12 protein-coding genes and 2 pseudogenes are annotated in these 14,669 nt (G+C 68.7%); 1 reads left to right on the forward strand and 13 read right to left on the reverse strand.

Features of this window, described 5'->3' with window-relative positions; genetic code table 11:
- Positions 1 to 472: 472 nt before the first annotated feature.
- The 12 genes and pseudogenes from ABZ904_RS28900 to ABZ904_RS28955 all read right to left on the reverse strand — a co-directional run bounded on the left by ABZ904_RS28900 (position 473) and on the right by ABZ904_RS28955 (position 11,847).
- Positions 473 to 3,931 carry a hypothetical protein gene (locus tag ABZ904_RS28900; RefSeq protein WP_361826363.1) on the reverse strand — a complete coding sequence of 1,153 codons (3,459 nt, stop codon included), beginning with the start codon at positions 3,929 to 3,931 and terminating at the stop codon, positions 473 to 475.
- A complete protein-coding gene (locus ABZ904_RS28905) occupies positions 3,931 to 4,377 on the reverse strand; it encodes a Tad domain-containing protein (protein WP_361826541.1) in 447 nt (148 codons plus the stop codon). Before ABZ904_RS28905 ends, ABZ904_RS28900 begins: the two co-directional genes overlap by 1 nt.
- 12 nt (positions 4,378 to 4,389) lie before the next feature.
- A pseudogene (locus ABZ904_RS28910) lies at positions 4,390 to 4,821 on the reverse strand (TadE family protein); the annotation flags it as partial.
- Between the two features lie 10 nt (positions 4,822 to 4,831).
- Complete coding sequence (locus ABZ904_RS28915) at positions 4,832 to 5,260, reverse strand: TadE family protein (protein ID WP_361826366.1); 429 nt, start codon at positions 5,258 to 5,260, stop codon at positions 4,832 to 4,834.
- A complete protein-coding gene (locus tag ABZ904_RS28920) occupies positions 5,260 to 5,487 on the reverse strand; it encodes a hypothetical protein (protein ID WP_361826369.1) in 228 nt (75 codons plus the stop codon). Before ABZ904_RS28920 ends, ABZ904_RS28915 begins: the two co-directional genes overlap by 1 nt.
- A gap of 38 nt (positions 5,488 to 5,525) precedes the next feature.
- The gene (locus ABZ904_RS28925) at positions 5,526 to 6,410 is read right to left on the reverse strand and encodes a type II secretion system F family protein (RefSeq protein WP_361826372.1); all 885 of its coding nucleotides are present in this window, start codon (positions 6,408 to 6,410) and stop codon (positions 5,526 to 5,528) included.
- Positions 6,407 to 7,360 (reverse strand): type II secretion system F family protein, encoded by a 954-nt coding sequence (locus ABZ904_RS28930; protein WP_361826374.1) that lies wholly within the window; start codon positions 7,358 to 7,360, stop codon positions 6,407 to 6,409. The genes ABZ904_RS28925 and ABZ904_RS28930 overlap by 4 nt, the downstream gene beginning before the upstream one ends.
- Positions 7,357 to 8,844 (reverse strand): CpaF/VirB11 family protein, encoded by a 1,488-nt coding sequence (locus ABZ904_RS28935; RefSeq protein ID WP_361826377.1) that lies wholly within the window; start codon positions 8,842 to 8,844, stop codon positions 7,357 to 7,359. Before ABZ904_RS28935 ends, ABZ904_RS28930 begins: the two co-directional genes overlap by 4 nt.
- Complete coding sequence (locus ABZ904_RS28940; RefSeq protein ID WP_361826380.1) at positions 8,834 to 9,661, reverse strand: hypothetical protein; 828 nt, start codon at positions 9,659 to 9,661, stop codon at positions 8,834 to 8,836. Before ABZ904_RS28940 ends, ABZ904_RS28935 begins: the two co-directional genes overlap by 11 nt.
- Complete coding sequence (locus ABZ904_RS28945) at positions 9,661 to 10,368, reverse strand: SAF domain-containing protein (protein ID WP_361826383.1); 708 nt, start codon at positions 10,366 to 10,368, stop codon at positions 9,661 to 9,663. Before ABZ904_RS28945 ends, ABZ904_RS28940 begins: the two co-directional genes overlap by 1 nt.
- Positions 10,369 to 10,390: 22 nt before the next feature.
- On the reverse strand, positions 10,391 to 11,299 hold the full coding sequence (locus tag ABZ904_RS28950; RefSeq protein ID WP_361826386.1) for an ATP/GTP-binding protein: 909 nt from the start codon (positions 11,297 to 11,299) through the stop codon (positions 10,391 to 10,393).
- Positions 11,245 to 11,847: a hypothetical protein gene (locus ABZ904_RS28955; protein ID WP_361826388.1), complete on the reverse strand. Its 603-nt coding sequence runs from the start codon at positions 11,845 to 11,847 to the stop codon at positions 11,245 to 11,247. Before ABZ904_RS28955 ends, ABZ904_RS28950 begins: the two co-directional genes overlap by 55 nt.
- Before the next feature lie 337 nt (positions 11,848 to 12,184).
- On the opposite strand from ABZ904_RS28955, the pseudogene ABZ904_RS28960 reads away from it, so the two are divergent.
- Positions 12,185 to 12,464, forward strand: a pseudogene (locus ABZ904_RS28960) (helicase associated domain-containing protein); the annotation flags it as partial.
- An 82-nt stretch (positions 12,465 to 12,546) separates the two neighbouring features.
- Here the strand turns inward: ABZ904_RS28960 and ABZ904_RS28965 are convergent.
- Entirely contained in the window at positions 12,547 to 14,517 is a 1,971-nt protein-coding gene (locus ABZ904_RS28965) for an AAA family ATPase (protein WP_361826391.1), read from the reverse strand.
- Between the last annotated feature and the right edge of the window lie 152 nt (positions 14,518 to 14,669).

Genomic DNA, 14,669 nt, shown 5'->3' on the forward strand with positions numbered 1-14,669 from the left:
CGAACCGATGAGGAGGACCCATGCGCGCGCTGCGCATCTCCTCCGCACAACAGTCAACGGAACTCGACCTGCCCGAGACCGGTGCGGATCCGCGATCCAGGAGCACATCGGAGCGACCAGCGCGGTTGATCAAGGCGTGTACCACCCGCGGGCACTCCTGCACATCCACGGAAACGGACACGGGAGCGGACTTGCGCAGAGCATCGCCGTCTGGGCCCTGGCGAGGCATGGCCCTGTACCCGATCCACGGGCCGGTCGTTGTCACTGAACGCCTCAGGACGCGGAAGCGACTGCCCTGGACGATAGCCTGGCCCAGCACGCGCACACGGTTACGCAGACCGTACGGGGAACACTGGGGGAGTGGCGTACGCGGCCGCCTGTGTCCAACGAGGCGGCCCTGAGCGGGCTGCTCGCCTACGCGACTCGGGACGTGGCCCCCAGCTAAGTCGCACGTGACCCTGCGTACCCACGTCTATAGGGCCTTGCGCACCGGCGTGCCCGAGTCACCCAGGAGCTCGTTGATGAGCTGCGTGGTCTCCATCTCCAGTGAGCAGTCCATCGCCCGGTTGACCTGTTGCACGCGGGTGATCGCGGTGTGCAGCCCCGACCGGTTCCCGCGCGCAGCTTCAAGACGCATCCAGTCCCGGTACAACAGCTCTGCGGTGTCGTCGACGTCGAGACCGGTCGCGACGGCCTGGCGCGCGGCGTTGAGGTCGTGGTGAGGGCCCGGCGGGATGCGGTGGGTGGCAACGGTGTGTGCGACGTCGATGATCCGCGTGGTCATTTCCTGCTGGTAGGGCTCGGCCCAGGGCAGCGGTCGGCCGCCGAACGGTTTGCCCCGCACCAGCATCAACGCCTTCTCCAGGTCGTTCAGGCCGGACGGGCCCAGTGGCAGGGCGTGTTCGGCGAGCTGTAGGAAGCGGCTCCAGTCGCATCGGACGCTGGCAGCGAGCCGGTAGGGGTCCTCGCCCGCCTTGCGGCGCGGTACGTAGGGGTTGCCGGACGTATCGCTGCCCAGACAGCTGCGCAGGCCCTGCATCCGCGCGTTGAGGGTGCTCGTCGACCAGGGGCTGACGGGATCCATGTCGGCGCACAGGACATCGGCGCTGCGCCTGGGCCGGAAATACAACAGGGCGGCGAGCTGGGCCATCTTCGGGCCGTGGCCGGTACTGTCCACGCCCGTCACCTCAACCGGCCCGAGGACTCGGATCTCCGGGGCGTGCAGATCGTGTGCCTCGCCCTCTTCCGCCGCCGGCCCCTCGGGCTCGGCGGTCGCCGGTCCGTCATCCTGTGCAGCCTCTGCCATGTCGGGGGAGTCCGCGTCAGATGGCGCTGTGGCCGGGGGCACCGTTGTCTCGGTGACGGGGCCGGCTTCCTTGTCGTGGGGGGTTGACGGCGAGGCGGGGGAGAGGAGACGGAGTCCGGACGGATGGGTGTTAGCGGCGAGCAAGGCCGGGAAGGCCTCACCGCTGGCGTCCGGTGCGGTGGCCGGGATCGCGGCAGCGGGGGGCGCGGGCACGATGGACTCCTCCGGCGATGCCTGTTCGGGCTGGTGCATGCTGTCGAGTTCGTCGGGGACGTCCTGCCAGGGGCCCTCGGCCGGGTGGGACGGCTGCCCGGACACCTTCAGCGCTGTGGTGATCTGCAGGTAGGCCGCGTGCTCCAGGCGCTGCACTGTGATGTCGGTGCCGGCGTAGTCGAGGGTTTGCGGGTCACTGAGGGAAGCGTTGAGGACCTCCGCTGCAGGGAAGTGAACGGCTGCCGTACTCGCCGGGGCGATCAGCGTGACGGGTACCACCCCTGCCCGGTCGATGATGTCGGCGAACTGCCAGGCCGCCTCCTCGTCCAAGGAGGACGCGCACAGCAGCAGATACGGCTGATGCTGGGTTTCGGGCATCTGGTGCGCTTCCAGCAGGCGTTCGCTCAGATCGCGCAGAGCGTGCGCAGCCTGACGCATGTGGGCGATCCGCGCGGTGGGCAGCAGTTGCGGCAGGTCCTCGCCGAACCCGACGGTTATGACTTCGACTTCGGCCGCCCATGGACTCATCCCGAGTTCGAGGGCGAGCGAGGTGCACACTTCGGTGATGTGGACCGGGTTGCCGTCCAGGAGCAGCGCGGGCAGTGCGACGAGGTTGAGTAGCAGAAGGTCGCCCGCCTCGGTGCTGCCGATCGTGACCAGCCCCGGATACGGGGCCGGCACGTCGCGCGCGGCCTCCTCGTCCAGGAGTGCAGCGTCAGCGGGCAGGGCCCACCAGCCGCCCTGTCCGGTGGTGAAGGGCGGCACTGGATCCTGGGCGAGGTCCTCGGGAAGCACCTTTACCGTGCGGGTTCCGACGCGCGCGGCGCGCAGCGGCGGCAGGGCCACATCTTCCTGCTGCTGAGCCACCTGGTGGGCCAGAGTCCGCAACGCCGCGTCAAGGCGGACAGCGCCGCCGGGCTCAGCGGCCGCCGCAAGCTGGGCCTCGGCTGTGGAGGTCTCCGGCGCGATGGCGATCTTCTCGCCGGGCTGGCGGCGGCGGCGCTGCAACGTCCTGCGCAGGGCGAGGGCGCCGGTGATGGCGGCTGCCAGCAGTGCGCCGGCGCCGAGCACGATCCGCAGGTTCAGCAGGCTGTTGCTGGCCGAGGCCGCCTCCGGGGTCTCGGGCGCCAGGGGGGCGGGGGAGGAGGCAGGAGAGCCGGACGACGCCGACTCCGACATCGATGGAGAGGCGCTCGCGCTGGACTCCGCCCTCGAGGACGCGGATGGAGAGGATGGGTCCTGCCCGGGCTGCTCGACAGGGCGACTGGACGGTGCGCCGGGAGCCGACGACTCTGGTGCCGGCGCCGTGGTTCGGCTCGGCACGGGTGCCTGTGCATCCCCGTGGCCATCGCCCGGCTGCTCGCCGGCGGCACTCGGGGTGGTGGCCGGGGGAGTGGTCGCCTGGCCACTCGGCTCCTCACCCTGGTTGCAGCCTTGGGGATGCTGGACGGGTCGCGCCTCGGGCACTGTGACCTGCTGCCCCGCGAAAATCACGTCCGGGTTGGTGATCTCGGGCAGGCCTTCGGGCTGTGGCTCGCCCCGGCTGGCCTTAAACAGTTTTGGCCATGCGTCGCCGTCGCCGAGTTCTCTCTCCGCGATCTTCGACAGGTAGTCGCCCGAGCGCACCGTGACGACATGCTCACCCGTCTCGGCGGCAACAGGCGCGTCGGCACCCAGCTGCGTGCGGATGCCTGCTGCGGCCGCGGCCGTATGAGGCATCTGAAGCTGCCAGCCGGACTTCAGAAAGCTGTTCGCGCGGAAGACCGTGCCGTCGGCCATGGTCCGGCCCTCGTTCAGGTCGGCGATCTCCCGCCACCGCTCGCCGTCCCCCAACTCCCGCTCAGCGATGCTCCACAGGCTCTCCGCCGGCCGCGTCTCGCGCACCGTGTACGTACGCGAGGCCGTTGTGCTCGGGGACGTAGGGGAAGCCTGGTCGGCGTCAGCGGCGAACTGCGAGGCCTGGGCCGCCTGGCCGGATGCGAGGGCAACCGCGGTGGCAGGGGCGGCCTGCGCATCGGAAGCCAGGGCCGAGGTCGTGGGCAGCAGTACCAGAATGCTGCCGATCAGCAGGGCCGCGGCGCGTTGCGAGGCAACCATCCCTCGAGGCGCGTGCCAAGTCCGGCCCCGCAGCTGTGCGAGCAGCTCGCGTATGGCACAGACCGTGAACTGGGCCCATCCGATCCATCCCACGCAGGCGAGCAACAGCAGAAACGCCCCACCCGTGTCCTGCCGGTTCAGCAGGTGGGTCAGGTCGTCGTGGGTGGCAGCCCAGATGACCGGGGTTGCCCAGGCCAGCAGAAGCGGCAGCCCGCCGACTGCGGCGGCCAGCACGAGCAGGCTCAGCACGGCCTTGAGGACCCGTACCACGGAGGGGCCGGCCGCTGCAGCGGGGGAGCGGGTGGTGGTGCGCATCAGAATCCTTCGGGAGCGGTGACACCATGCAGGAGGGTGGCCTTGCCATGGCCGGACACCAGCAGCGAGCCGATCCCGACCACCGACAGGAACTTCGTGTCGTACGAGCCGGTGACCGTGACGTTGAGGGTCTTGCCGTCCCCGGACACGCTGACGGTGCCGGTGGCGCCGGCGGAGCTCAGGTAGGCCTGCGCGGCAGCGGCCGCCGCCTGCGGATCGACGACGATTGCCGTGCCGGTGATGGCGTCGGCGGGGTCGATGGCCTGCCCGCCCGCCCGGGCGGCCTCGCCGGCGACGTAGTCGGCGCGCTCGGTGGCGCGCATCTTGCTGCCCCCGTCTACCGCGAGGCCGATGATGCCGATCAGCGCGAAGACGCACACGGCGACGAACACGGTGACGCCTCCCCGGTCGTCGCATCGTGCCCGCAGGATCCGACGCCAGATCATCCATCCCCCCGCCTGCCTGTACTGGTCCACCACCGATGTCGCCGTCGACGTGAGCGTCTTAGCGCCGGGCACGCCCGGAAGCAGGAGGTCGGACAGATTGACCGTGCAGGTCACGGTCGCGGTGACCGTGCCGACCTGCCCCACCGGCACATTGAGACCGCCGGTGTTGATGGTGACGCTGGTCGACACGCAGGTGATGCCCTGGTCGTCGAGGGAGTCGGCAGCCGCCGACCGCGCGGCACTCTGGGCGGCCGCCGCTGTGCGGTGGATGGACGCTTCCCTCGCTGCGTCCTCGGCGGCAGAGTCGATCTTCGCGCCGGAGGTGACGATCCTGCCCCCGGCGATCGCCAGACACAGGAACATGATCAGCGACGGGAGGATGATGGCTGCCTCGACCGCGGCACTGCCCTCATCGCTACGAAGCCTGCGAGTCCAGCGGGCCATGTCTCGCACGTCATTCACTCCCCCCATGCGTCCAACGTTCCACCGGCCCGGACGCCGACTGGCTGACGTGCAGTCCCGACACACCGGGGATCATCGATAGGGCCGTGCCGGATACCTGGACCCGTACACGCTGCCCATTGCTGCTCGCGGAGACGCTGTAGCCGCGCAGACTGTCACCCGCGGTGCGCTCCAGCACGTCCCGCGCCTGGGACTCACCGGCGGCCGGGCTCGACTGATAGGAGCGGGCCGCGCTGGCGCCTTCGCGGGCGGCGGTCAAGGCGATCTGGCGGGCGTAGTACCACATGGAGGCCTGGACGACGGCCACCGTGGCGAGCAGCACGAACGGGAAGATGATCGCCATTTGGATGCTGGTGTCCCCGCGGTCGTCCCGCCATCTGTGCCCCTGCCACCAGTCCTTCAGCCGCTTGGGACGACGCATCACAGGCCGTTGAGCATGCCGTTGTACTTGGAGATCACGACGGCGATGGTCCCTGCGATCAGGACGGCACCGGTGACAGCGGCCACCCAGATGATGACGGTCGTGGTGGAGATGTCACCGCGGTCCGGCCGGTGGGCGGCCTCCTCAAGACCCTCCTGAACTCTGGTGGTCAACCGGAGGACCGCACGATTCGCGTGCGCCCAGGTGCGGGCTGCGGTGTGCTTCATGTTCCATACCTCTCTGGAGCTGAACGAGTCGGTGTTTTTCAGACGGTGAGCATGCGGATCACGGCGGGGAACGCCATCAGCAGCATCACCAAGATCGCCAAGAGGGCCCCCGGAGCGGTCATCTTCTCGCTGGCCGCGTTCGCCTCCGCGGCCTGATCGGCCAGCAGTTCGGCATTCAGCGCCGAAGTGCGAGCCCGCAGCGCCTTGTAGACGGCGGCACCATCGGTCGCTGAGCTGCGCATGATGTCGGCGACGTCGGTAAGGACGGGCAGGTCGTACTCGGCGGACAGTTCCGCTAGGGCTTGATAGGGCGGGATCTTCTCCAGCCGGGCGCGCCGCAGGGCGCTTTGCAGATAGAGGAAGGGCCAGCCCTCGCCGACCTCGGCCGCTTTCTCCAGGGCCTCGGCGGGGCCGGCGTCGGCGGCCCGCTTGAGCGCGACCAGGTCGAGGTAGGCGGACAGGGCGTGCGTGAACTCCTCCCGTGCCCGCTTGGCCTGGTCTCGCACGGAGAGATCGGGCGTGATGAACAGCAGGGCCGCGACGAGAAGTCCGACGCCAGGGGGCACGTAGAAGGGCAGGCCCATGCCCGCGATGATCCACGGGATGGTCGCGATGACCGGGCACAGCAGCCCCAGCGCGGCGAGCGCGGTCTTCTTGAGCATGAACTCGCCCGGCCCCAGCCCGAGCAGGGCCAGGTTGGTGGTGGGGACCCTCACGCCCGGAAGCCGCTCGAGGCGGGCCAGCAGCCACCGGCCCCACACCTCCTCCCGGTCCAGCTCCCGGTCGGGCATCGTCGAGGCAGCCGGGGTACTGCGCTTGAGGGCCGGCCCCAACGCGGGCTGCGGCTGCAGGAGCTCCCGAATCAGCAGCGCCAGGCCGGCGCCGATCGTGCCGCCGGACACAACGGCAGGGATCAGGTTCACGAGGCGGCTCCTTCCGGCTCCCGGGTGGTGAGCGGCAGGTCCGGCTCCGGCGCGGGCGCAGGCAGCCGGACGGTGCTGGTCGGATCGGGAATGAGGAACCGCGGGATGCGGCGGAAGGTGCCCAGCTGCCGCATCAGGGCGAGCACACCGACGAACCCGGCCGTCAGGAACGCGAGCATGAGCTGTCCCAGAAGCGTGGAGTACGGCCTCGTGTAGGACGGCACGAAGAACCCACCCACCACGACACCCACGGTGATGACGGTCATCCACCGCAAGGTGGTGCGCGGCTTCGCTCGGTCCGCCTCGATGGCGCGTTTCTTGGCGACCTCCTCACGGACGGTGCCCGCCAGGTCCTCCAACGCCTGGGCCAGTCCCGGGCCGCGGTCGCCCGCGGACAGGATCAGCGCCGCGACCACCTTGTCCGAGGTGACATCGTCCAGTTCATCAGCGAACGCGCGCAGCGCCCCCTCCGGCCGCCACCCCAGGCGCAGCCGGTCGGACAGGTTGATGATCTGCGGGGCGAGTTCGTCCGGTGCTCCCTGACGGCTGGTGATCATCGCCTGTTCCAGGCCCATGCCCAGCCGCAACAGGCCGGCCAGCCGCTGCGTCCACTCGCTTAAGCCCTCCAGCTGACCGATGCGGTCCTGCGCCATCTGCGCCGGGGTGATCAGCCAGGGCACGCCGATGACGGCCGCGCCCAGCAGTGCCCCGCCGACGAAATTCCCCGAGATGAGCCACACCGCCGCGAAGACGACGACGGCTGCGACCATGAGGGTCCAACGCCGCATCCGGACATCCTCGCTTTGGTGCTTCCCGCCGCGCAGGGCTGCCTGCCAGCGCTGGCGCAGCGGGGCCCGGCGGGGCGCCGTGGTGCCCACGAGACCCGCGACGACACCGATCAGTCCGCCGGCGACGGCCATGCCGGACAGCAGCCCGAACAGCAGAATCATCGGCTCACCCCCACCTTCAACGGCAGCGGTGCCGGCCAAGCCCCGTACGACTCCTGCAGCAGGGCCGAGTCGAAGCCGACGCGGCGCAGGTCGTCGATGCAGGCAGGGTCCATCCTCGGTACCGCCCGCAGCTCCCCCCACTCAGCTCCGGGGGAGAACACCTCATTGGTGGCGGGTCGGCCGTTCTCTCCGATCCCGGTCACCTCCAGGACGTGGGAGACGTAGCGGTGGCGGCGGCCGCCGATCTGCGTCTCGTCCGTCATGTCGACGAACACCACGAAATCCAGACCGTTGGCGGTCTGCCGGTAGGCGAGCTGCTCGGAGAGGTTCTCCTGGGCGAGCGCGTACAACTCGGCGATCCGGTCGAAGATGATGTCCGGGCGACGCGCGTGGATGGTGCACAGGTTGCCGCCCGAGCCGTTGGTCAACGCCTGCATCATGGCGACGACTTCGGGGCCGCGGACCTCGCCGACCACGATCCGCTCCAGCGACATCCGCAGTGCCGGATGCATCAGGTCCAGGAGCGTGACCTCACCGGCGCCGCGCCCGGTGACGTCCTTCTCCCCGTTGGACTCCCGCCCCACCAAGGACACGACCTGCCGGTGGTAGCCGCCTGTGTGGGCGAACAGCTCATCCTCACTCTGGACGGTGGCGAAGCGGCACTCCGGGTCGAACTCGCGGAGCATTGCCCGCATCAGCGTGGTCTTTCCGGCCTTCTGCTTCCCCGCGATCATGATGTTCTTCTCGGCGCGCACAGCAGCCCCGAGAAACTCGCGCAGGATCGGGTCGATGGTGCCCAGCCGTACCAGGTCCTCGAGATCGCAGTGGGATACCCGGTGCCGGCGGATGACCGCATACGTCATCGGGCCGAGCCCGGTGATGGCCTGAAGACGGGAGCCGTCCTGCAAGGACAGAGCGAGGGTCGGGTTCGCGGTGGAGATGGTGCGCTCACTGTGCCCCGATCCCCGGGCCAACTCCCGCAACAGCTCCAGCAGTTCCTCCTCGGACTCGGCGATCGGGCCGACCCGGCGGCGTTCGCCGTCGCCGTAGTCCAGCCACACCTCGTGTGGGCCCTGGATGATGATGTCCTCGACCCGCTCGTCGTCCAGGTACGGCTGCAACCGGCCGGCCCGGAACAGCAGGTCGTACACGGCGCGTCGCAGCGCCTCGTCTTCCTGCGGCGTCATCGCCTGGGCGTTGGACCACAGCGCGACGGCCTCGGCGATCCAGTTCAGGCAGCGCTGCTCCTCGCCGGCCCGGTCCATGCCGGGCTTGGTCTTGAGCAGTTCCTCGCGCTGCTTGGCGACCTGGGACGCAATGTCCCGGGCCACCCGGTAGTCGACGGTGATCGGGGGAGTCGCCGTGCCGAGCACCCGTGTACTGGAGGCAGCACCGGCAGATGAGGGTGCGCCGTTGGCCCGGTGCGCCCGCTCCTGGGGCAGCGGGGCCACGATCGGGTTCGGGTGCAGGGGCCTAGCGTGCATGGGTCACCTCCCCACCCGCTGTGCGCAGGCCACGTGGATCGAGGCGGGCTTGGCGCATGGCGGCCCGCTGGAGAAGCAGCGTGCTGCTCGTGCGGGCGGCCTTCATCAGCGGCGACTTGGTGAACCGGCGGGGCTGTTCGGCGCCGTCGGACAGCACGCGGGCGTCGTTTGGCGCGTACGGCAAAGTGGCGATCACCGGCACCTGCAGGACGCGCTGAACTTCACCTGCGGGATACGGACCCTCGTTGATCAGCATGACGCTGACGTCACCGACGCTCTCCTCCAGTGCGCGCACCCGGCCCTCTGCCGCCTGCAGGCAGCGCAGGGTGTTGCGCACCACCACGAAGGTGGCGTCGGCCTGCTCGGCCAGGACCCCGGAGGGCCCGTACGCCCCACGGCGGCCGAGGTCGATCAGGACGTCGTGGCCGCTCTCGGCCTCGATGCCGCGGAACATCTGCGCGAGGACCTTCCACACCGAGCCGAGGCTCGCCGCCTGCGCGGGGTCGGTGATGCCCGGCAGCAGCAGCCGGTCGCGCGGTGACTCCCGCGTGCCGTCCTCACTGCTCAGGTCGATCAGCTGCCGCCAGAACGCATCGCTGAACTCGCCTTTGCGGGCAGCGACCGACAGGTTGCGCAGCCCGTACCGGTCGCCGAGCGAGGCCTGCAGCAGCCCGTGCAGCACGGCCCCGCCGTCCGGGTCGCACTCGGCCAGGATCATCCGCCGGCCCGCCTCCAGCGGCCACGACAGCAGCAGGGCCAGCGCGCTCGTGGTCACGCCGGGCGCACCGCTGCAGCCTGCGAGCGCGATCACCGCCATCAGTTGCCGTCCGGGGCGGTGAGGACCAGGCGAAGGGTGCCGGCGGACTCCCAGGCGGCGGCCGTGGGACCGTCGGCGGCGGAGGTGGCAACGTCGACGACCACGATTCCCGTACCGGGGGCGGCGCCGGACACCTTCACAACCCGGCCGTCGATGGTCTGCGGCGCGGCGTCGGACGTCTTGCCCGTGTCGGTGGTGCCCTGGGCCGGGACGTGCACCAGCTCTACCTTCTGGCCCGGTACCAGAGCGGTGGCCGGGATCTGCTTGGGCTCCAAGCCGATCGGCACCAACTGCTCGCCGGCCCGCACCAGCGAGTCCTTCGTCACCTGCGAGGGGGCGAGCAGGGAGCCGGGCTTGAGCTCCACCGCAGCCCGATTGCCCACCACCGAGTCGAGATCGTCGGCACGCACGGCCTTGACCGCCGGGTCCAAGGCGACGGACGCCCTGCCCAGATCCCGTTCGGTCAGCACCTGACCGACCTGCACCTCGCGGACCACGGTCACCACCTGGGTCCGGTGGCCGACCTGGAGCAGCAGGACCGCAACACCCGCGCCCCCGGCGGCGATCAACGCCAGCGACAGGGCGATCACCCCGGGCCGACGCCTGCGGGCCGAGACGCGAGGCGGCGCCACCGGACCGGCCACCTGCCCCCGCGGGGGGATGCCGTGTGCGCCGGCTGCACTTGCGCGTTCTTTCGTCTTGCTCACCGTTGGTTCCTTCCAGGGGCCGTCACCGCACGACCTGCAGTTCGCCGATCGCCACCTGCATCTGGGACTGCCGCGTCTCGAGGAGCCGGCCGCTTGCTCCACCGCCGCCGGCGACCTGCCAGTCGACCGTCCACGTCGACGTCGCGGTCACGGTGTACGTGCCGGCCGGCCGGGAAGCCGACGTGGCCGTGTAGGTGTGGCCGCACGTCGGCGACTCCTGCCTCCCATAAGCCGCCGCATACTTTTCGCCAGGTCCATGACAGGTCACAACGGAGCCATCACCCATCTTCCAGACGATCTTCGATACCTTCGCCGTCGCGGTGACCGTCACACCGCCCGCCGTAGCACTCGCCGAGTTCGGACCGTACGTAGTCGGACTCTGGTCCACCCACATCCACATCGGCACACCCACGATGTATCGTCCAGTCGCTCGCGGGCTAGCGACGTCCGGGCCGAGCAGCGTCATCGAGTCGACCGCGCGCTGGGCCAGTTCCTGTGGGTCGACCTGCGGAGCGGGAGGCTGGCCCGTCGGGACGACGACAAAGCCGTCCGGATTGTCCTGACCACCATCCGAGCAGGACCTGAAGTACAGGTCGTTCTTCTTCGGGTCTTTGCCCTCCCAGACCGGGTGGTCGGCTGGAGGCTTCTGATCGACCTTGGTGTAAGTGCACTTCACCTTGCTGGGATTGTCGTCCGTGCCGCCTTGTGAGCCACCTGCCTGACCGCCACTGCCGGGGGTGTCGTCACCGACGCCGACGTCGACGCAGAACTTGATGACCTGACAATTGCCGGCACCGACGTTGAGATCGTCGTCGGCGTGTGCGATACCCGGCGAGGCCAGTACGAGAGCGCCGACGAGTACGGCCAGCCGTCGGGTCAGCAGGACTGCGCTTGAGCGGTCAACTTCGTGACCATCCACTTCGTCCCCCACTTTTCAAGCGTTGCGATGCTGACGTATTTGATGAGTCGCGTCGTCGGCAGCGGAACCGGCTTCTTTGAGGCCTTGTCGATCAGTGTCCAGTGCGTGGTATCGACGCAGTCCTCGATGGTGGCTGTGGGCAGCTTGCCGGCGGTCACCTTGACGACCTTTGGATTGATCGCCGGCTCTCCGGTTGTCACCTGCCTGGCCTTTCGCATGACCGAAAGGTCGCTCTCGATGTCGGCCAATGCCTTGAAGGTGGTGGTCTTCCTCAAGTCGGTGCCTGCGGTCGAGGCCTTGCTGTAGGCCTCGGTCTGCGCGGTCCACGAGCTGGTGTACGCCGCGATTACCAAGGCTTCCTCGCTATGAGCTGGCGAACTGGGCAGCTTGGATGGCGCTACGGTGCGCGCGCTCGGGATGTCGGGGGATCGGGCATCGTTGTTCTGCCGGTCGCTGCAACTGGAGACCACCGCCAGGCTGCCCGCGAGCAGTAGCGCGGTTGCGTACCTCCGGGCGTGAACATCGGTGAACTTTGCTGCCTGCCTTGGTGTTGGTGTCACGTGGTCTCCCCCTGGCCATCCCGTGTAGTACGGCCGCTGGCTTGGGCTGCGCAGGTGCGTGGCAGTCCGTTCGCGGCTGGCGGAGCTGTGGTCCTGCGTTTGCGTTAGTGGAAGGCTACGCATATGCCTGATCGAGTTTGACCGAACTTCGGCGTCACGTAGGTAACTTGGCTCAAACTCGGCCACAGATCCTCTTTGCTTAGGTAAACGTTCAACTTAGAGGGCGTACCACGGGCACACTGGTCCTCGCCTCCGGCGAGCGGCGTCCACACGTCTGCGGCGGGTCCGTGGTGTTCGAGGTCTTCGAGGATGGCGGCGCCGAGGGGGACATCGCGGGCCGTCTCCCGCCCCGGCGACTACCCGCGCGGCGGAAGGGTCCGAGCAAGGCGCAGCAGGCGTTCCAGCGGCGTCTTGCGGCCCTCGCGCAGTGGGTGGAGCGAGAAGGCGCCCACCGGCCGGTGCCAAGGGGCTACGGCGAAGAGGTTGCGGTTGACGGCGAGGCGGAGCCGGTGGTCGTGAAGCTGGGCGTGTGGGTCTCGAACACCAAGTCAAGGTGCGGCAAGCTCACGGCGGAGCAGTTGGCCGCACTGCGGGAGCTGGGCATCGAGTGGTCGTGACACCGCCGCCGTCCGGCCGATGAGCCGGACCGTACGAGGCCCCGGGACACGATGGCCCCGGGGCCTCGTACGGTTGGCGAGCTCAGGCCATGAGCTTCTCGAAGACCGTCTCGAAGCGGGCGAGGGTCTCGTCATCGACCTGCTCGAAGAAGGCGTCATTGTCGCGGGTGAGCTGGTGTGCGGGTCCGACGTGGTCAAAGTCCCGGGGCTTGTGCTGCTGCTCGCGGGCAATCCCGATGCGCTTGAGGATCGGGATGGGCCTGTCGGTGGGGATTAGGTCTGACTCGTTGATGGTGACCTCGGTAGCCCTGTTGTGGAGCCAGAGATAGTCCTTGGTGGAGAACAGGTCCTCGATGTCGGCGGTCTCGGGGAGGCCGTCGATCTGGCCGATCACGGTGACGTGGGAAGCGTCGACGTTGGCGGCCTGCGCGGCGCTGAGGACCTTTGCGGTCACCTTGGTGGTCTCGGCTCCGTCGATCAGGGCGCGTACGGTCAGGCGCCGTCCCATGACGGCGATGAAGGCCGGCATGTTGCCGATGCCGCCGACCGGGATGATGGCCAGGCGGGGATCGAGGCCAGTGCGGCCCTGGCTGATCAAGTAGTCGGACATGCGCATAAGGAAGATGAAGTCGCTGCTGCCTTCGACCGCCAGGAGTGGCCCGGCTCCGAGGAAGAGGTGCTGGGCGACGGAGTACCCGAGCGCGGCTTCTACCGGGAGGATCGTCTTGGGGTCGGCCGACAGGCTGACCGGCGTGATCACGACTCCGAGGCTGGGGTCCTTGCGCGTGGCCTGGTCGTGGATGGCGCGCATGGTCTCGTACCGGGTGGGGTCGATCATGTGCTGGGAGTGCGTGGTGTAGAGGACCTGCTGCTTGGTGCCGAGCTCTCCGTAGATGTAGCGCAGGAAGTCGCCCTGCGCTTCGCCGTGCAGGCTGGTGCCGGGTTCGTCCAGGAGCACAACGACGCGTTCGTTGCGGTCGCGGTAGGAGCTGAACGCTGCGAGGAAGGAGAAGAACCACTGGAAGCCGGTGGATCGGGTGGCGAAGTTCGTCTCGACTCCGTGGCGCTCGTCACGCAGTTCGATCTTCAGGATGCGGTGGTGCGGCTGCGGCTGGCCGTTGGCGTCGGCCGGCGTGGGGATGAGGTCCGTGTCGAACGCGACCGTGAGCGCGTCGTTCTGCTTCCAGTACTCGAAGACCTGGTCGCTGAGTTCCATGCTGGCGGCCTGGAGTTCGGCCTTACGGCTGTCGTAGTCCTCGTCGAGGAAGTCCTCGGGGCCCTCGCCAGCGAGGCGGAGAAGCGACAGGATCGTCCCGTCTCCCTTCTTCCGCCTTCCGGCCTTGGCGCGTTCGGCGAGGGAGTGCAGGTCGCACTCGCCCGGCAGGAGTTCATAGGTCGAGAAGTAGAAGAACTTCGGCAGGAGGTTGGCCAGCTCCTCGGTCTGGTCGTCGTCCAGGGCGTTGTCCAGCAGCAGCTTGTACTTGTTCAGCTCGGCAGGCACCTTGTCCAGCACCTTGGCACGGGCGGTCTTCTTCTCCTCCTTCAGGTACTTGGCGTGGGCCTTCGCGGTGGCCACGATCTCGGCCACAGACTGCTCCGCCGTGAGCAGCTCGCGGTCCTCGGGGTCATCGATGCCGGTCTCCTGGATCACTAGCTCCAGCACGTGCTCCAGGGAGCAGGAAACCCCGACCCGCAGTTCCCCGCCGTATGACCGCGACGCCACCACGAGGGTCTGGACCGGCGGGCGTACACCCAGCTGGTCTTCAAGCACATCCAGGTCGGCCTCCTCCAGGGCGAAGACCGCCGTGACGGGCTCAACCTCCTCCAAGTCCTTCGCTCGCCGGTCACGCGCCAGGTGACGGCGCGGATAGTCCTTGGTCAGGTCGAATCGATCAGGCTCGTTCGCAGGATTCAGCCGGTGCAGAGCCTTCAGGACCGTCGTCTTGCCCGACTCGTTCTTGCCGATCAGGCACGTCACGGCGTGATCAACCGCCATGCTCTGCTTGTTGGTGAAATTCCGGAACACATCGACCTCTACCGTCTGCAACAGCATCGGCACTCCCCTCCCCAAGGGCCACGTCACCCTGATCGATCAGCCGACGACCAAGAGCCTCACACGCAAGACGAGACAACAGCCGTTTCGGCACCAGCTTGATCCACCAGTATGCGGGCGAGTACTGACAAAGGCTCAAGTCCCCACCTCCT

Origin of the sequence: Streptomyces sp. NPDC046900, from assembly GCF_040644975.1 — a bacterium.
GTDB lineage: Bacteria > Actinomycetota > Actinomycetes > Streptomycetales > Streptomycetaceae > Streptomyces.